A 17,374-nucleotide genomic window follows, 5' to 3' on the forward strand; every position below is an offset into this window, starting at 1 on the left:
CACAGACGACCGCGCAGGACCCCGCAGGGGTGAAGTCGCCGATCTCACGCTGCGAGCGGACCGCGGGCTGTCGAGGCTGTGCTGACCGTCGCCAGGAGAGGACAGGGCCACGTGGACTGGGTGAGATCGCTGTTGCAGGCCACCCCCGAGATCGCCCTCTTCGTGTGCCTGGCGCTCGGGTACACCGTCGGCAAGGTGCGGGTGGGGTCGATCCAGCTGGGCGGCATCTGCGGCACGCTGATCGTGGCGATGGTGGTGGGGCAGCTCGACGTCACGGTGGACGACCAGGTGAAGAACATCGCGTTCGCGTTGTTCATCTTCGCGCTCGGCTACACCGGCGGGCCTCAGTTCTTCGGCAACTTCAACCGGTCCGGGCTCAAGATCGGGGTGCTGTCGTTCATCGAGACGGTGACCGTGGTGGCCATCGTCCTGGTGCTGGCGGGCGTGCTGGACCTCGGGGTCGGGGTGGCGTCGGGCATCCTGGCGGGGTCGGCCACGGAGTCGGCGGTGGTCGGGACGGCGTCGGAGGCGATCGGGAAGCTGGGTCTGCCCGTCGACGAGGTCGTCGCCCAGCAGGGGCAGGTCGCCACCGCCTACACCGTCTGCTACCTGTTCGGCCTGGTGACGATCGTGCTGTTCACCAGCGGGGTCGGCCCGGCGCTGCTGCGGGTGGACCTGCGCAAGTCGGCGGCGGAGCTGTTCGAGCGGATGGGTGGGGCCGGTGACCAGGAGGGCCGGTCCCCCGCCATGCCCGACATCGTCGGCCGCAGCTACCGGATCGGCCCGGCCGCGGGCCGCACGCCGGCCGAGGTGGAGGCGGCGCTGGCCGGGCGCAGCGCGGTGGAGCGGGTCGTGCGAGGCGGGAAGCCGATCCCAGTGGCGCCGGACCTGCGCCTGGAGAAGGACGACGTGGTGCTGGTGGTCGGCCGGCGGGAGGCCCTGGTCGACGCGGAGTCGGTGCTCGGCCGCGAGGAGGTCACCGTCGACGGCGACCCGGTGACGCTGGAGAGCCGCGAGATCGTGGTGACCGCGAAGGACGCGGACCACACCACCGTGGGCGAGTTCCGGGCGGAGCGGAGCGCGCCGAGCCACGGGGTCTTCATCACCGGGCTGCTGCGCGGGGAGAAGCGCCTCCCGGTGGTCGACGGCACGACGCTGCGGCGCGGCGACTCGCTGGACGTCGTCGGCGCGACCCCGGACGTCGACCGGGTGACCAGGAGCCTCGGCTACGCGGTTCCGCGCGGCGCCGGGACGGATTTCGTCTACCTGGGGCTCGGTGTCGCCCTGGGCATGCTGATCGGCAAGCTGACCGTGCGCGTCGGCGACGTCCCGCTCTCGCTGGGGACCGGCGGCGGCGCGCTGGTGGCGGGGCTGGTCTTCGGCTGGTTCCGCTCCCGGCACAAGGCGATCGGCAACATCCCGCCCGCCGCGGCCACCGTCATGAAGGACCTGGGGCTGGCGACCTTCATCGCCGCGACCGGGCTGGCCGCCGCGCCGCAGGCCGGGCCGATGCTGGCCCGGTACGGGGTGCTGCTGCCGCTGGCCGGGATCGGGATGGTCCTCGTCCCGGCCCTGCTCTCGCTCTTCGTGGGGCACCGGCTGCTCAAGATCGAGACGCCGATCCTGATGGGGGCCATCGCCGGGCAGCAGTGCAGCACGCCCGCGATCTCCTCGGTCACCGCGGCGGCGGGCAACCCCGTGCCGCTCATCGGCTACACCATCACCTACGCGCTCTCCAGCATCCTGCTGCCGCTGACGGGACCGGTCGTGGTCGGTCTCGTCGGCACCTGACCGCAGACGGACCACCCTGTGCGGGCTTCTTGCGCCCAGGTCGAGGGTGCCCGGTGCCTCGACGCGGCCCTGAGCGCGCCACGGCGCGTGCCGCCGGGGAGGCGGTCCGGTCCGCTCGTCCCTCTGACGGGTGATCCGGCTGATCCCCACCCGCGGAACCGGCGATGATGTGTGAGCGTGGTCGCTGTGGACCTGCTGAAGGACAAGGTCTTCGGGCCCTACCCGGAGCTGCTCGTCTTCATCGTCGTGGCTCTCGGCTTCCTCGTCGGCAGGCTCCACTACCGCGCCATCGCGCTCGGGGCCGTCACCGGGTGCCTGCTGTCCGGCCTCGCCTTCGGCTGGCTGTTCGACGTCGGGGTCAACGGCACGGTCAAGTCGCTGTTCTTCGTCCTCTTCCTCTTCGCCCTGGGCTACCGGGTCGGCCCGCAGTTCTTCAGGGGACTGCGCTCCGACGGCCTGCCCCAGGTGTTCCTCGCGATCGTGGTGTGCGTGTCGGGCCTGCTGGTCTGCTGGCTGTTCGCCGCGATGCTCGGCTACGGCCCCGGACTGTCCGCCGGTCTGCTGGGCGGCGCGCTCACCCAGTCGGCGGTGATCGGCGTGGCCGGGGACGCCATCGGCAACCTGCCTGGCCTGTCCCCCGAGCAGGCCACCGAGCAGGCGAACCTGGTGGCGGTCGGGTACGCGGTCACCTACCCGCTCGGCACCATCCTGGCCGCCCTGCTGTTGGCCAACGTGCTCCCCCGACTGCTGCGCAGGGACCTCGCCCGGGAAAGCGCGGATTTGGCCGCGGAGATGGACGTGCACGCCGAGGACCCGGACCTCGGCCACGGCTACTACGAAATCGTGCTGCGGGCCTACGACCTGACCAGCACGGCGGTGGCGGGCAGGACGATCGATGCGTTCGAGCGGGCGCAGGCCGAGCAGGGCAGGCGGATCTACATCACCCGGGTGCGCCGGGACGGGAAACTGCTGGAGCAGAGCCAGGACATCGTCCTCACCCAGGGCGACGTGGTCGCGGTCAGCGCCCTGCGCGGCGACCTTATCGGCTTCGACCCCGAGGACGAGATCGGCCCCGAGACCGACGACGTCGCCCTGCTCGGCTACGAGACCGAGCACCTGCACGTGGTGGTCCACAACCGCGACCAGCTCCACAAGAGCATCGCCGACCTGCGCACAGAGCCGTTCATGGCGGGCGTCTACGTCGACAAGCTCTACCGGTCCGGCTCGGAGTTCCCGTTCCGGCTCGGCACGGAGGTCGAGCGCGGCGACACCGTGGTGCTCACCGGCCCCAAGCGGCTCGTCGAGCCCGCGGCCAGGGCCATCGGCACGCCGGTCCGCACGAGCTTCGCCACCGACATGACCTGGGTGTCGCTGGGGGTGTTCCTCGGCGGCTGCCTCGGGATCCCGGCGCTGACGCTGAGCGGGGTGCCGATCAGCCTGTCCACGTCGGGCGGCGCGCTCATCATGGGCCTGGTCTTCGGCTGGCTGCGCGGCAAGTACCCGACGTTCGGCAACGTGCCGCCCGGCGCGCAGTGGTTCATGGACACCTTCGGGCTGTGCCTGTTCGTCGCGGTGGTCGGCATCGACGCCGGTCCCGGTTTCGCCGGCGGCCTGGCCCAGGCCGGGTGGGGGCTGCTCGGGTTCGGCGCGGTCGCGACCGTGGTCCCGCTGCTGGTGGGCTTCGTCGTCGGGTGGTGGGTGCTCAAGATCCGGCTGCCCATCCTGCTGGGCGTCCTCGCCGGTGCGCAGACGACGACGGCCGCCATCGGGGCGATCAACGAGTCCGCCCGCAGCCAGATCCCCACCCTCGGCTACACGATCCCCTACGCCGTCGGCAACGTGCTGCTCACGGTGTGGGGCGCGGTGATCGTCATCCTCCGGCACTGACGCACAGAGAGGCAGCGGCCATGACCGAGCCCGGCCACACCCGCGCGGAACTGCGGCGGTACGCGCAGCTGAGCCCGTTCGAGCTGAAGGAGCGGTTCATCGCCCTCGCCGAGCAGCGGCTCGCCGAGCAGCCCGTGCAGAAGCAGCGGGCCAACGACCTGATGCTCAACGCCGGGCGTGGCAACCCGAACTGGACGGCGGCAGCCCCGCGAGAGGCGTTCTACGCGTTGGGGGCGTTCGCGATGGCCGAGAGCCGTCGCGTGTGGACCGCGGGCGACCTGGCGGGCATGCCCGCGAAGGGCGGTATCGCCGCGCGGTTCACCGACTACGCGTTGGCCAACCCGGGACTGCCCGGGATGGCGGAGCTGCGGCGGGCGGTGGACCTGGGCGTCGAGGAGTTCGGGTTCGACCCCGACACCTGGGTGCACGAACTGGCCGACGGCATCACCGCCGACAACTACCCCGTGCCGGACCGGATGCTGCGCTGCGGCGAGCAGGTGGTCGCCCGGTACCTGCGGGAAGAGCTCTTCGACGGGCACGCCCCGGAAGGGCAGACGCTGAACCTGTTCGCCACCGAGGGCGGCACGGCGGCCATGTGCTACATCTTCGACTCGCTAATGGCCAACGGGCTGCTGAAGCGGGGTGACCGGGTCGCGCTGATGGTGCCGATCTTCACCCCGTACATCGAGATCCCGGTGCTCGACACCTACGGCCTCGAACTGGTCCTGGTGCAGGCCGACAAGTTCAGCGACACCGGCGTGCGGGAGTGGCGCTACCCGTCCCGGGAGATCGCCAAGCTGGCCGACCCGTCGGTGAGGCTGGTCTGCCTAGTCAACCCGAGCAACCCGCCGTCACTGGCGCTCTCGGACGTGGTGCGCAAGGAGATCCAGCAGGTCGTCGCGACCCGCAACCCGAACCTGATGATCGTCACCGACGACGTCTACGGCACGTTCGTCGAGGGGTTCCGCAGCCTGGCCGCCGACCTGCCCCGCAACACGCTGCTCGTCTACTCCTACTCCAAGCACTACGGCGCGACCGGCTGGCGGCTGGGCGTCATCGGCCTGCACGACGACAACATCTACGACGAGCAGATCGCGAACCTGCCCGACGCCGAGCGCGACCGGCTGCGGACGCGCTACGGCACGCTGACCCTGGAACCGGACGAGATCCGCTTCATCGACCGGATCGTCGCCGACTCCCGCCGGGTCGCGCTCAACCACACCGCGGGCTTGAGCACACCGCAGCAGGTGCAGATGACGCTGTTCTCGCTGTACGCGCTGCAGAAGGCGGGGCAGGAGTACAAGCACCAGGTCCGCGAGATCGTCGACCGCCGGCTGAACCTGCTGCTGGAGGGTTCCCAGATGCGGATCACCGACGACCCCCACCGCGCCGCCTACTACATCGAACTGGACCTCCTCGCCGAGGCCGAGCGCCTGCACGGCTCCGCGTTCGCCGAGTACCTCCAAGCGACCTACGAGCCGGTCGACCCCCTGTTCCGGCTCGCCGAGCAGACCTCGGTGGTCCTGCTCAACGGCGGCGGTTTCGACGGCCCCGAATGGTCCGTGCGCGTCTCCCTGGCCAACCTGGAGGACCTGGACTACCTGCGGATCGGCCACTACCTGAACCTGATCTTCCGCCAGTACCTGAACGAATGGCAGGAGTCGACCGCCAGGTGACCGCCCTCTGGTTCACAACGACGCCGACGGCCGGGCGGGTGACGGTGGCGTAGGCCGCAGGCGACGACTTCTCTGAAGTTAGCGCGTTGACCACATACGTTCGCCGGGTTGGTCAGGCTGCTCGTGGTCGGGTTGCCGTTGGCGTTGAGCCAGCCGACGCGTACCTGGCCGACCAGCCGCTGCTCACCGTCACCGCCTACCGGGGCCTGCTGGCCGACCGGTGCCGCGCCCTGGCCGAACTCACCCCACCCGAACACACCCTGCCCGAACACCAATGCACCATCGCGGTCACCTGGTGGGTTCCATCGAACGCGCCGACCTCGTCAAAGACCCGACCCGGCCGTGCGGCGCGGGCCTGGCCCGCCCGCTGCTGGAAATCGCCGCCCTGCTCGACCCCAACGACATCCCCTCACCACCTTCACCGCCCAACCCGTCCTGGACCACCTCACCGGCTGGCCGATCGAACCCGACGACGTCCACGACGGACTGACCGACTACACCGGTTCAACCTCATCACCCTCACCCCGAACCAGCCCCCACTGGCGGTGACGGTGCACGCCCTGGCCCAACGCGCAGTCCGCGACAGGCTCACCCCGACCGGCTCCACATCCTTGCCCACACCACCGCCGACACCCTCCACGCTATCTGGCCCGACTCTGACACCACCCAACCCGATTTCGCCTATCGCGATGGTCAAGTCGGCCCGGACCGGGACGCCGTCGGCGGCCAGGATCATGACGTCGATCGGGGTGGAATCGAGAACGGAGATTCAACACATCGACGCGCTCAACAAAGCTGGTGGCATGGAAATGATGCTGCGAGCCCGCGAGGTCATCCGCCAGAACCTCGGGGCCGCTCTGGCACGGGAGCACGAAGCCGCCTGGGATGGCGTCGCCTACCGGGCGGCCTGTGTTGCCTGTGATCCTCGGTGGAAGATCGTGGTGGGGGCGGTCAAGGTCGCGGTGCCCACCGGGGGAGCAACCATGTGCAACAGAGGGGCCCTTGCGATGCGGAAGCGCCGCGGTCAACTTTGCAACCGGTCGCGGCGCTGGGTGCCATCTGCTCCCGAGTCCCATATGAGTGGCGACGGTCGGGCGTCCAGCAGGACAGACGACTGTCACGCGTAGGAGGTCCGGCCGCCGGTCACGCGGTAAGCCAGGAACCACAACCGTTGGAATTGCACGCCCGGAACTGCGGCCGCTGGGTCGACCACGTGAAGTACTCTGCGAAGTTCGGTCGCTTAGTGTTCTGCCAGGTCGCCCGTCCGTCTGCGGTCACCCAGTTCACCTGACCGAAGCTTTCGCCGTAGACCGTTCCACCCACCCTCCACATCGGCACGCGGCCGCCGACACCGTCGCTCCCTTCGCTGTACGTCCAGCAGAACTCCACCCGGGCACCCCCCGGGCTGGTCGCGTCCCGACATTCCAGGGAGGCGGCACTGCCCGACTGCCCGGCCTTCCCGGACGCGACGCGAGCCACCGCGTCCGGCGCGTCCGGCGCGGCGGCAACCGAACCGGCGGACATCACCCCGGCAACTATGAGCAGCATCGGGATCATAAGCTTGGACCCGTATCGACCCGACATCGAAACCCCTATTCTCACAACACAGACCACGGCACGAAAAACATCCGACGTGTTAAACAGGAAATTTACCGGTCAATCTGCACACATCCTCGACACTTACCGTCGAACAGGCGCTCACCAGCCTCATCGCCCCAGAAATGTTCCGCTGCGGACAAAATCAAACTAGCTCACCACCCACCTGCAACTGACCTGAGCGCAGAATATTACCCATTTGGCGCACCAAAACGAGGACCATCGCAACAATCCGTCCCGACCCCGCCGCTGCCGAGCCGGAGGTGTTGCGCCGTCCGAGTGAGGGTCCGCGTTGTCGAACGCTCGACGACAACCTGGGAAGACGTGGCCCATGACCGTCAGCAGCCACGCCCACCGTGTTCCCACCGCAGCTCCCCTCAACCGAATTCGTCAACCAGGTCTGAAAACTTCGCCAGCCAGTTATCCGGACCTGGTTGACGAACCGCAGGGCAGCCGCTCGCGCCTCCGTCAACCTCGCGCGGACCGGACAACAGCACAACGACTGCGGCCCGACCCCAGACGGGGTCGGGCCGCGTCCCGTTTGCAGGGCCGGTGGCGGCTACCCGCCCCCGCGATACCGACGTCGCCCGCGCGGAGGCCGCAGCGGACAGCCTGACCCCCACGTCGCTACGTGATCGACTTCGGGTGATCAGGAGATCGGTCAGCAGTTCTCGCCGATGAGGCCATCGCCTCCGCAAACTGCGCCGTACCCGCACCGGTACGCTTCATGAATATTGAACCGAAAGTGCGTGGTTGCCTTCCTTGCTGTCGAATCACCGCAGGTCGGGAGTTTGAGGGTCGACAAGCGGACAATATCTTCCGACTTTGTCGGCGGAACAATCGTTGCGCTTTAGGGCCGCCACATCAGAGCAAAACGTCATCGGGTTCGTGTCGACCCTGTGTGGGAAGCCAGCCGGATGGCCGACCTGGGGACGCCACGGCCTCAACGTCGGCTTCGCAGACCGGAACCGGTCACAGAGCAGCGCCGACGAAGGTGCCGCTGGACATCGACCCCCTCGCTGATGGCCGGCTCCCGAAGCCGATGAACGGTGTCCCATCACCGGCATCCGGCGTCGGGATTCATTGAAACGACGTGGGCGGCTGCCCTCTTCTCCGCAACGCGCCGCTGATCGCCTCGCGTGGCGGCGCCACGTCGGCCGTGCCGTGTCGGTCTGCGCCGCGGCCTGGTGGGTGCTGCCGTGAGCACGGTGCCAGCCGACGCGATCATCGCCGCCGCTCGCCGGGATCTGCTCATCGTGCCCCCGGTGTTGTCGCGTACTTGCTCCCGAGGAACCGCTAGTGCCGCGATGGTGGTGTCGCGGTCATCGTCTCGGCGGGTTGTGGAACCAGGTGCGCAGGGGTGAGTCGGTGTCGAAGCCGGTCTTGGGGCGGGCGTGGGTGTTGCGTCGGCGGATGTAGACGGCGATGGCGGCATTCTGCTCGGCGTGGCTGTGGTGGTCGGTGCCGCTCAGGGCGAGGTGGCGCAGGGCGATGAACTCGACTTCGATCCAGTTGAGCCAGGAACTGTAGGTGGGCAGGAACACCAGTTCGGCGTTGTTGTCCTCGGCCCACTCGCGGACGGCGAGGTGGTGGTGGGATGCGTAGTTGTCCAGCACGAGGTGGAGCCGTTGTCGCGGCCAGCGGGCTCGGAGGCTGCGCAGGAGGTCGAGCAGTTCGTGGTGGCGTTGACGACGCCGGATCCGGTAGTGGATCCGACCGGTGGTCAGGTCGAGTGCGGCGAGCATGTACATCACGCCGTGTCGCCGTGGACGCCTGCCGCGAGGGTGGGGCGGCGGGACCGAACGTTGCCAGGCCGGGCCTTTGCGTGGGCGCAGGCGCAGCGGGCCGAACTCGTCCACGCAGATGACGCGGCCGTCGTGTGGTGGGTGGTCGTACAGGGTCAGGACGTTGTGCGCCTTGGTGTGGGGGGTCGATGTCGCGTCGGAGGTGTTCATGCGGCCTGCTCCTCGGCGATGACCGGCCGGCCGGAGCGGCCCAACCAAGGTGAGCAGCCGTCGGAGTCGTCCTCGACGCTTATGTCCGTGGAGGTCAGCTGCGGGCCTGGAGTAGTGGCGTGGCGGAGGGCGTGGTCGGGCCCGGCAGCTTCGGCCCACCCCTGAGGGCCGTTGTCGCGTACCCGGTACCGGCTCGCGTTGCCGTGGAAGGGGCAGCCGACGCAGGCGGACTCCACCGGCTGCGCGGATCCGTGCTGGGCGAGGTACTGCACGCAGCGGGCCCGGTCGAAACCGAGGCCGATCAGCGGAAAGGTACTGCGCGGCGCACTGCGCGGGTGCGGATCGTCGGCACGGCAACCGTCCGCACGGTTCGAGGGCAACGATCCGCCCAGGAACCCGCCGGACAACCTCGCGTCAACCTGCGCTGACTCGCTCGCGTGCTGCCCTATCGATGTCGGCAGACTGATCACATGACAGGTCTGACCGCCGAACTCGTCGTTGATGGTCGCGCACCGCAGACCCCGACCCTTGCCCCGAACGGGCAACTGCTCTGCTACGTCCTCGCTCCCACCAGCCGGACCGGTGACCACCTCGACACCGAACTCTGGCTCGTCGACACCGACAGCGCCGCCGCGTCGCGCCGGGCTACCACCGACACCGCAACGGAGTCCCGACCACGCTGGTCCGCGGACTCGGGCACGGTGTTCTTCCTGTCCGACCGCGCGGACCGCGGCACCCCACAGGTGCACCGGCTCGCCCTCGCCGACGGCGCGGCGGCCGCGGTGACCAGCTGGCGCGCCGGCATTGTCGACCACCTGCCGCTCGCCGACCCCAACCTGGTCGCTCTGCTCGCCCAGGACGAACCCACCGAACAGGACGCGCGCCGCGCCCAGGACCGTGACGACGCCATTGTCGTCGGTGAGCGCGAACCGCGTGCCCGGTTGCGCCTGCTCGACCTGCGCACCAGCCTGGTCACCACTCCGGATGTGTTCGGCGACCGGCACGTCGTGGAATTGCGGCAACGACCCGACGGTGGCCCGCTCGCCGTGCTCACCCAGGCCGGCAGCGATAACGACTACGGCCCCCGCACCGGCCGACTGCACCTGTTCGATCCCACGACCGGGGTCACGGTGGACCTCGGGACGGTCGGGGCGGACGCGCGATCCCTGGCCTGGTGGCCGGGCGAGGACGGCTGGCACCTCGGTTATCTCGCTCTCACCCCACCGGTTCTGCAAGCCGGTACCGCTGTGTTCGACCTGGCCGTGGACAGCCGCGTCCTGCGCAACCGGACGTCCGGCCTCCCGATGTGCCCCACCGAACTGCACCAGACCGACACCGTCCCACTGGTCGTGTTTGCCGACGGCCTGAACACGACCTTGGCCCGACTCGACCCCACCGGCCCCACGACCTTGTCGCAGCACCCCGGACGCCTCGACGACCTCACCACCACACCCACCGGCGAGAAGATCGCGGCACTGACCGGCACCCGGTACCAGCCCGCGAACGTTCACGTCGGGCCGCCGACCGGGCCGCTGCGGAAGATCACCGACACCCGCCCGGAACTGAGCGGCATCGCATTCGGGACCCAACAACCGCTGGCCTACCGTGCCGCCGACGGCCTCGACCTGGACGGCCTGCTCGTGCTGCCGGTAGGGAAGACCGCGTCGGACGGCCCGTTCCCCCTGGTCACGATCGTGCACGGAGGCCCCTACGATCGTTACGCCGACCGCTTCCAGCTGTTCTGGTTCCCCAGCGCGCAGTGGCTGGCCACCGCCGGCTACGCGGTGTTCCTGCCTAACCCGCGCGGGGGCCAAGGCCACGGCCACCAGTTCGCCCTCAGCGTGGCCGGCAGGGTCGGACAAGAGGAGTGGACCGACATCCTGACCGGCATCGACCTGCTCATCACCGAGGGCGTCGCCGATCCGGATCGACTGGGCATCGCCGGCGGGAGCCACGGCGGGTTCATGGCCGCCTGGGCGGTCGGTCAGACCGACCGATTCCGCGCCGCGCTGGTCCTCGCCGGCGTCATCGACTGGGGCATGCTCGCCGCGACCGGGGAGAACGGCCAGTTCGAAGCTGCGCTCGGGGGCAGCACGGGGTGGTCGGGCATCGGCCCGCACCCGCACGACGCGGTCAGCCCGATCTCCTTCGCCGGCCGCATCACCACCCCGGTGCTCATCCTGCACGGCGCCGAGGACACCAACGTGCCCCTCGGCCAGTCCGTGTACTTGCACCGGGCGTTGCGGCATTTCGGTGTCGAGCACGAGTTCGTGATCTATCCGAGGGAAGGGCACTCGATCCGGGAACGCCACCACCAACTCGACCTCCTGCGCCGGACCCGTGCGTGGTTCGACCGCCGGCTCCGGCCCTGACCGAGGGTGTGTGGCCCGGGTGTCGGTGCGGAGGTTCCCGGCCGAGACCCGGTGTACCGGGATGTCGTGCTTCGCGGCGTGCGCGGTCAGGCGTTCCGGGTTGGCGTAGACGGCTTGGAGTTCCCGGCCGGTGCCGGGGGACAGCAGTCGCAGGGCGGGCCCGTGATCGGGCGCCGCCGGGTGTCGTGTGGTCATGACGCGAGCACCTCCTCTCCGGTCTGGGACCGGTGGTCGGGGTGGAGAAGTTCGGCGAGGTCGTCCAGCAGCAGCGACACTGCGTGGGCGGCCTGCTGCGGGACTACGCCGTTGCCCAGCGCTCGCAGCTGCGCGGTGCGGGGTAGCGGGAGGTCGGTGACCCAGCCGGGTGGTAGGCCCATGAGGTGTTCGACGAAGGTGGGTGCGAGCACCGGGCGGCCGTGGTTACCGGGCTGGGTCGGGTGCGGTGTCGGACGGCCGAGCACGGTTTCCCAGCGGCGGATCGCCGCCTCGTAGACACCCCACTGCACCGACTCGGACGACGCCTGGACGGTCGGCTCACCGGCCGGGCCGCCGGTCGGGTCCGGCACCGCTACGAGGTGGCCTTTCCTTCCTGGCCGTCGGCCGGGGTCAGCAGCCGGATGACCGCCGACGGCAGCATCAGGTCGCCCTTGGACCCGCGCTGTGCCGGGCAGCCCTTCGTGCCGTCCGTGGCACGCGGTGTCGGCAGCAACCCTGTCAGGTCCACGAGTGGAAGCACCTGCTGCGACAGCGGTGGCCGGAATCCCCGTCCGGCCGCACGGCCCGCCGTTCCGGTGTCCGAGGTCCGCAGGGTGGGCAGTAGCGGACGCTCGCCGGGCGGCGTCGGGCCACCTCGTCTGCTCGCGGCTGCGGCGTCGTTCGACGAGCCGTCGTGCGCGGTCGACATCCCGGCCCTCTCGACCGGGGCAGAGCAGGCGGAGCCAGGCGAGCAGGAGCACCCGTTCGCGGCGGTGGGCGGCTCCGATGTCGGAGGCGCGGACGCTACGCCATGCCGCGTCATACCCCGTTTCGGCCAGGTCGCCGAGTACACGGTGCAGTCCTCCCCCTCGCCAGCGAAGCGCGGCGACGTTCTCCACGACGACGAGCGCTGGTCGTAGTAGGCGAAGGCCCGCCACGATGTCGGTCCAGAGTCCACTGCGGGCTCCTTTCTCGATGCCCGCGCGCTGGCCGGCGGCGGAGATGTCCTGGCAGGGCCATCCGGCGACGAGCACGTCGACCGGCTCGACTCCCGCCCAGTCGATGTGCCTCAGGTCGCCGAGGTTGGGCACGCCCGGCATCCGGGCGGCGAGGATCTGCTCGATGTGCGGGTCGGGGTCGGCGACCCAGGCGATCCGGCCACCGCCGAGCGCGGTCAGCACGCCGAGGTCCAGGCCGCCGTAACCGGTGCACAATGACCCTATGACCGGTTCGCGGTCGACGATTGAGGTGCCCCGCCCCGGCCCCGACGTCACCGCCGGGGCCGGGGCGGGAGCGAGCGGACGTGCCGTCCGCGAACGAGGCGAACGGTGCCGGGTCATGCCGCCCGTCCTCGCCGTGCGGGAACGTCACCGAGATGGCCGGTGGACCGCGTCAAATGGACCTGCCCGAGGTCGGTCACGCTCGCCGCAGGCCCGCCGGCGGTCTTGTGCAGGGCGGTGCGGAAGACGAGCACGTCCTCGTGCGCGATCAGGTGCAGCGGTAGCCCAGCCTCACGCTGTTTGCGGATGAAGTCGCGCTGGAAGAAGCTGCCGCGGGCGACGAGGTCAGTGGCGGCGACGCGGGCCAGCAGGGCGACGTTGCGCTCCACCGGGATCAGACCGGCCGTGCGTCCGCAGGCGAGGATCTGGGAGGGCAGGTCGATCAGTTCGGCGTGTTCGCGCCACGGGCGGATGGTGATGGCGATGTGCCCGCCCGGCTTCAGGAAGGTGCGCAGCGCGGCGAGGATGCGGGTGAACCCGGCCAGCAGCCGGTGGTGGCCGATGTTGGCGAGGTTGCCGCGGTCGAGGGTGTTGCCGTAGAGGTGGTACTTCTGCACCCCGACGCCCGGCACCGCCGAGACCTGCCCGTGGGTCGACGGTCCGTAGGGCGGGGAGGTCACCACCAGCGCCGCCTGTCCCACGTACTCCTCCGGCAGCAGCGTCACGAGCTGGCGGGCGTCGCCCTGGAAGACCCGCCCGTCGTGGTCGATGCCCTGTTCGGTCGCGAGGTCGAGATTGGCGTTCGCGACGTCGACCCAGTGGGGTTCGTACTCGACGCCGACGGCGCGGCGGCCGAGGCGGACGGCTTCGACGAGGGTGGTACCGATGCCGCACATCGGGTCGAGCACCAACTCGCCCGGGCGGGTGTAGTGGGTGACGGCGTGGCGGACGACCTCGGGCAGCATCTTGGCCGGGTGCGCGGTCGACTCCGGGACGTAGGTGTTCTTGCGCTGGGCCGCCGGCGACGCCTGCGCGGTGGTCCACACCGAGACTGCGGGCGGCTCGGACCGGTCGCCGCTGGTGCCGGTTGAGGGGTTCGCGTCGGTGTCGGCGGAGGGTCGAGTAGAACGGGGAGTGCGCGGCACGCTCATCGGATGTCTTCCTTCCGCACGGGTGCGTCCGTCGGGGGTTGGTGGTCGTGCGGTTGGGCGAAGACGAGGACGTCGGAGTGGATGCGCCGATGCGGTGCGGGCAGTCCGCGTACTTGCGCGCGGTGCCGCGTGCGGGCCTGTGCGTCGTCGGTGTCGGTGTGGTCTGACGTGCCGTCGCGGTGGTGGGTGGGTGGTGTGTCGGCGAGGTGGAACTGTCCGTCGCGGACGGGTGCGTGGACGGCGACGACGTGCTGGAGGTAGAGCAGATCGGCGTTCTGCCCAGCGGTCACCACGGCACCGGTCGGGTCCGCCAGCTCACCGCTGGTCCAGTCACAGTGCGTGAGCACGGCAAGGGTGCCGCCGGCTCGCAGCAGGCGGGCCGCATGGACGGCGACGAGGTCTGCCGCGCGGTCACCGGAGTGGTGCGGACGCAGGCTGGTGATGACCAGGTCCGCAGTGCCGCCGGCCATCGACCGCTCGTGGTGCGCCGTGGCCTCGATGGCGACCGCTGGTGTCGTCGGGACGGTCGCGGACGCCGGGCCGGTGCCGTCGAGGAAGTCGGCCCGGAAGGGGCGGGAGGCCGGGTCGGTGGCGATCGGGTCGCCCGGGACGTGCTCGACGCGCACTGCGCGGTCGAGGTGTTCGATCGTGCGCACGGCGTCGGCGAGTTCGGGGTCCGACTCGGCGTCCGGCGCGTGGTCGATGACGCCGTCGATCCCCTCCGGAACGGTCCCCGGCAGTTGTTGGTCGGTGGTGGGCCAGGTGAGCAGGACGACCTGTGCGGCGGGACGGCTGAACGAGGTGACGATGCGTTGCACCAGCGCTGCGGGCCACGTGGCGTCGAGGTCGATCGGGTGCGCGGTGGCGGTCCAGACAGTGGCCGGGGTGGGTGTGGAGGCCGAGCCGCGCGACCGGGAACGGGTGGTGTCGCCGATGGGCTTGGCGGGGCTGACGCGGGTCGTTGTCGGGGCGGTCGGCCAGGGACGACGGTCCGCGCCCTGCCGTCCACCGGGGCGAGGTGGGGTCGGGCGCGTGGTGTCGGCGTGGCGTTGTGGTGGGCGGCTGTCGGAGTGCTCGGGTCGGGCCATGGGATTCCCGTCGCTGAGGTGGGGTGCGCCCGTCGGTGCGGGACGCTGACGACACCCGAGAACTCCGAAATAAAGGTCCTCCGGGGACATGCGGTGGGCCACTTTCCGAATGACTCCATAGTCACGTTGAAACTGGTGAAGGCTTACGCTCCGCCTTCGCGCATGCGAGGAGGGCGGCTTTCACGCGGGACGGTGGCGGCGGTTTCCGGCGCTAGTCGTCGCCGGTCCGGCTCGTCACTTTCGCGCCGCTGCCTGAGGGACACCGCTATGACCAAACTGGTACCGAACTAGTACCGGACCCGACTAAGCACAGCTAGAGGGGCATTACCGCCGCGCCGTTGAGGATCTTGAAAACGTCAAGCCGATGATCATGCTCACCGTGAAGGTCGATCTGCGGATTATCAGGGAGGCGCGCGGAAGGTCGTCGGTACCTGTGCGGTACCAGTTTGGTCAGTGGTTGGTACTACCCGCTGTGGCGTCCTGGGCGATTCGTTGTTCCGACTCGCTTCGGGAGCTGTTCCATGACTTCACATGACGTCGTTCCGCGCTCGGGTTTCGAGCGTGGTGACATGCCGTTGGACGCCGTCCGGTCCGCGTTCGCATGGCTGACCGTCGGCCCGCATCCGGTAGGTGTCGACGGCCGGTTGTTCCCCGGCCTGCCGGCGCGGCGGGTGCCGCTGGACGAGCTGCGCGACCGGCTGCTGAACCGCCGTTGCCCGCAGGCGCTGCGGGACGCGGTGTGGGCGCACCTGGTCCTGCTCGCCCGCACCGAGGGCGGCACCTGGACCGTCGGCGCGGTCGGTGTCGCCCTGCCCGCGTTGATCTCCATCATCGCCGCGCTGTCGGCGAAGTTCGCCGGCGATCCCAGCGACATCCACGCCGCCGTGCTCACCGGGTTCGTCGCCGAACTGGGCGAGGTGGACCTGCGTCGGCCGCGCATCATGTTGCGGTTGCGGTGGGCGGCCTACCGCGCCGGCCACGCGGCCGTGCGCGAGGCGCTCGACCGGCCGATGCCGTTCAGCCCGGGGTTCCGCTCGACCGCGCCGCAACCCCCGTGGGGCCACCCCGACTTCGTCCTGGCCCGCGCCGTCGCCGAGGGCGCCATCACCGCGACCGAGGCCGAACTCATCGGCTCCACCCGCCTGGAAGGCGTGTCCCTGGCCGACGCCGCGGCGGTACGCGACCTGTCCTACCAAGCGGTGAAGAAAGCACGCCGGCGCGCCGAGCACCGCCTCGTCGCCTACCTGCTCCACGACGCCGCGGACACGACGCACGCCGGTGCCAGCGAAGACGATCCGGCGACCCGGGCGGTCGACTCGGTGGTCATCACCACGGCCACCCAACGGTCGATCTCCACTACCGATTCGTCACGCAAGGTGACGGCCTTGCGGAAGCGCGCGCCACGGAAATCTGGGGATCGTATGTCCCCGCAGGACGGATTTTCCGGAGTTCACGGACGCGGGAGGACTTCGCCCTCCCCCACGCCCACCACCTCCTCGCCCGAGCCGCCGCAGCGGCTGTCGGGCCCGACTCCGGGAGCGTCGCAATGCGCCTGACCCGTACCCCCGTCCGTCTTCACCGCCACCGCGGGAACGTCGACAACCGACCCGTCGACGGACCCGCACCGGACCGGAACGAGAGCAGCTCGCACGTCCGGCCGACCGGCTGCACAAGCTCCGACTCGCACAGCCGGCAGACAACGATCCCTCCGACCTCTCATGCAGTGCGCGGGCGTGTGTTGCGTCGCGTGTTCGTGCTCACCGAGGTGGTCCTGCTGGTGCTGCTGGCCTCTGCGGCAACCGCGCACGCGGGCACGGTGGTGCTCGCGATCGCGGGCAGCGTCGACGAGGTGCTCAACAACATCCGCAACTGGTTGATGGGCATCCTCGCCGGGCTGGCGACGGTGTTCCTCACCGTGGGCGGTGTGCGTCGGGTGTTCGGCGCCGGTGACCCCGGCGAGCAGGAGAAGTCCAAGCAGGCGTTCAAGTCGGCCGGGATCGGCTACGGCCTGGCCGCGCTCGCCCCGCTGGTCGTCACCGTGCTCAAGGGAATCGTGGGGGCCTGACCATGGCCGCATCCACCACGCGCCCGCACCCGCAGGACCGGTCCGCAGCCGACGTCCGACCCGGGACCTCGCCGGTCGACGACGACACCACTGGGCGCACGACCCGACGACGACGCCGCACCGTGTGGGTGGTGCTCACCGGCGTGGTCGCGGCGTTGGCCTGCACGCTGGTGCTGTCCGCGTCAGCCCAACCCGCCGATCCCTGCACCGGCCCGGGACCATACCCACTGCCATGCCCGACGAGCTCACCGACGACAGCGGTGCCGACCACCGCGCCGGCGAACCCGTGCCTCACCCCTCAACCCGGTCAACCTCGCCCGCCACAATGCCTTCCCTCACCAACGACCTCGACTCACCCCGCCGCCACACCGACGAGTG

13 protein-coding genes and 1 pseudogene are annotated in these 17,374 nt (G+C 70.2%); 7 read left to right on the top strand and 7 right to left on the bottom strand.

Translation table 11 applies throughout. The features are described 5' to 3' along the window. Positions 1–111 precede the first annotated feature (111 nt). The 4 genes from aspT (at position 112) to ACQPYE_RS27635 (ending at position 5,844) form a co-directional block, all read left to right on the top strand. On the top strand, positions 112–1,791 hold the full coding sequence (gene aspT, locus ACQPYE_RS27620) for an aspartate-alanine antiporter (RefSeq protein ID WP_498715491.1): 1,680 nt from the start codon (positions 112–114) through the stop codon (positions 1,789–1,791). A gap of 177 nt (positions 1,792–1,968) precedes the next feature. Then, on the top strand, positions 1,969–3,678 hold the full coding sequence (locus ACQPYE_RS27625) for an aspartate:alanine exchanger family transporter (protein WP_498715492.1): 1,710 nt from the start codon (positions 1,969–1,971) through the stop codon (positions 3,676–3,678). 20 nt (positions 3,679–3,698) lie between these two features. Further along, positions 3,699–5,354 carry a bifunctional aspartate transaminase/aspartate 4-decarboxylase gene (locus ACQPYE_RS27630; RefSeq protein WP_498715493.1) on the top strand — a complete coding sequence of 552 codons (1,656 nt, stop codon included), beginning with the start codon at positions 3,699–3,701 and terminating at the stop codon, positions 5,352–5,354. Between the two features lie 295 nt (positions 5,355–5,649). Beyond that, on the top strand, positions 5,650–5,844 hold the full coding sequence (locus tag ACQPYE_RS27635) for a hypothetical protein (RefSeq protein WP_498715495.1): 195 nt from the start codon (positions 5,650–5,652) through the stop codon (positions 5,842–5,844). Positions 5,845–6,497: 653 nt separating this feature from the next. On the opposite strand, the gene ACQPYE_RS27640 is transcribed toward ACQPYE_RS27635, so the two are convergent. Further along, complete coding sequence (locus ACQPYE_RS27640; RefSeq protein ID WP_498715497.1) at positions 6,498–6,911, bottom strand: hypothetical protein; 414 nt, start codon at positions 6,909–6,911, stop codon at positions 6,498–6,500. Positions 6,912–8,272: 1,361 nt separating this feature from the next. Continuing rightward, positions 8,273–8,905: an IS630 family transposase gene (locus tag ACQPYE_RS27645; protein ID WP_498715499.1), complete on the bottom strand. Its 633-nt coding sequence runs from the start codon at positions 8,903–8,905 to the stop codon at positions 8,273–8,275. A 470-nt stretch (positions 8,906–9,375) separates the two neighbouring features. Here ACQPYE_RS27645 and ACQPYE_RS27650 point away from each other — a divergent pair, with 470 nt between their 5' ends. Beyond that, the gene (locus ACQPYE_RS27650) at positions 9,376–11,277 is read left to right on the top strand and encodes an alpha/beta hydrolase family protein (RefSeq protein ID WP_498715501.1); all 1,902 of its coding nucleotides are present in this window, start codon (positions 9,376–9,378) and stop codon (positions 11,275–11,277) included. Positions 11,278–11,468: 191 nt separating this feature from the next. Here the strand turns inward: ACQPYE_RS27650 and ACQPYE_RS27655 are convergent, their stop codons facing one another. The 5 genes and pseudogenes from ACQPYE_RS27655 to ACQPYE_RS27675 all read right to left on the bottom strand — a co-directional run bounded on the left by ACQPYE_RS27655 (position 11,469) and on the right by ACQPYE_RS27675 (position 14,931). Continuing rightward, positions 11,469–11,843, bottom strand: a complete 375-nt coding sequence (locus ACQPYE_RS27655; RefSeq protein WP_498723103.1) for a hypothetical protein — start codon at positions 11,841–11,843, stop codon at positions 11,469–11,471. A 2-nt stretch (positions 11,844–11,845) separates the two neighbouring features. Next, on the bottom strand, positions 11,846–12,001 hold the full coding sequence (locus ACQPYE_RS27660; protein WP_498723104.1) for a hypothetical protein: 156 nt from the start codon (positions 11,999–12,001) through the stop codon (positions 11,846–11,848). A gap of 274 nt (positions 12,002–12,275) precedes the next feature. Further along, positions 12,276–12,812 (bottom strand): annotated as a pseudogene (locus ACQPYE_RS27665) (DNA cytosine methyltransferase); the annotation flags it as partial. After that, entirely contained in the window at positions 12,809–13,843 is a 1,035-nt protein-coding gene (locus ACQPYE_RS27670; RefSeq protein WP_498715504.1) for a TRM11 family SAM-dependent methyltransferase, read from the bottom strand. The pseudogene ACQPYE_RS27665 and the gene ACQPYE_RS27670, both read right to left, overlap by 4 nt. Then, entirely contained in the window at positions 13,840–14,931 is a 1,092-nt protein-coding gene (locus ACQPYE_RS27675) for a hypothetical protein (RefSeq protein WP_498715505.1), read from the bottom strand. The genes ACQPYE_RS27670 and ACQPYE_RS27675 overlap by 4 nt, the downstream gene beginning before the upstream one ends. 569 nt (positions 14,932–15,500) lie before the next feature. Here ACQPYE_RS27675 and ACQPYE_RS27680 point away from each other — a divergent pair. Further along, positions 15,501–16,487 (top strand): hypothetical protein, encoded by a 987-nt coding sequence (locus ACQPYE_RS27680; protein WP_498715507.1) that lies wholly within the window; start codon positions 15,501–15,503, stop codon positions 16,485–16,487. Between the two features lie 191 nt (positions 16,488–16,678). After that, positions 16,679–16,996: a pilin gene (locus ACQPYE_RS27685; protein WP_498715509.1), complete on the top strand. Its 318-nt coding sequence runs from the start codon at positions 16,679–16,681 to the stop codon at positions 16,994–16,996. Positions 16,997–17,374 lie beyond the last annotated feature (378 nt).

It is taken from the genome of Actinosynnema sp. CA-299493 (genome assembly GCF_050946825.1).
GTDB lineage: Bacteria > Actinomycetota > Actinomycetes > Mycobacteriales > Pseudonocardiaceae > Actinosynnema.

Coding starts and splice junctions, on each gene's coding strand:
- ACQPYE_RS27630 (WP_498715493.1), top strand. CDS start 3,699: ATGACCGAGCCCGGCCACACCCGCGCGGAACTGCGGCGGTACGCGCAG.
- ACQPYE_RS27640 (WP_498715497.1), bottom strand. CDS start 6,911: ATGATCCCGATGCTGCTCATAGTTGCCGGGGTGATGTCCGCCGGTTCG.
- ACQPYE_RS27645 (WP_498715499.1), bottom strand. CDS start 8,905: ATGAACACCTCCGACGCGACATCGACCCCCCACACCAAGGCGCACAAC.
- ACQPYE_RS27650 (WP_498715501.1), top strand. CDS start 9,376: ATGACAGGTCTGACCGCCGAACTCGTCGTTGATGGTCGCGCACCGCAG.
- ACQPYE_RS27670 (WP_498715504.1), bottom strand. CDS start 13,843: ATGAGCGTGCCGCGCACTCCCCGTTCTACTCGACCCTCCGCCGACACC.
- ACQPYE_RS27675 (WP_498715505.1), bottom strand. CDS start 14,931: ATGGCCCGACCCGAGCACTCCGACAGCCGCCCACCACAACGCCACGCC.
- ACQPYE_RS27680 (WP_498715507.1), top strand. CDS start 15,501: ATGCCGTTGGACGCCGTCCGGTCCGCGTTCGCATGGCTGACCGTCGGC.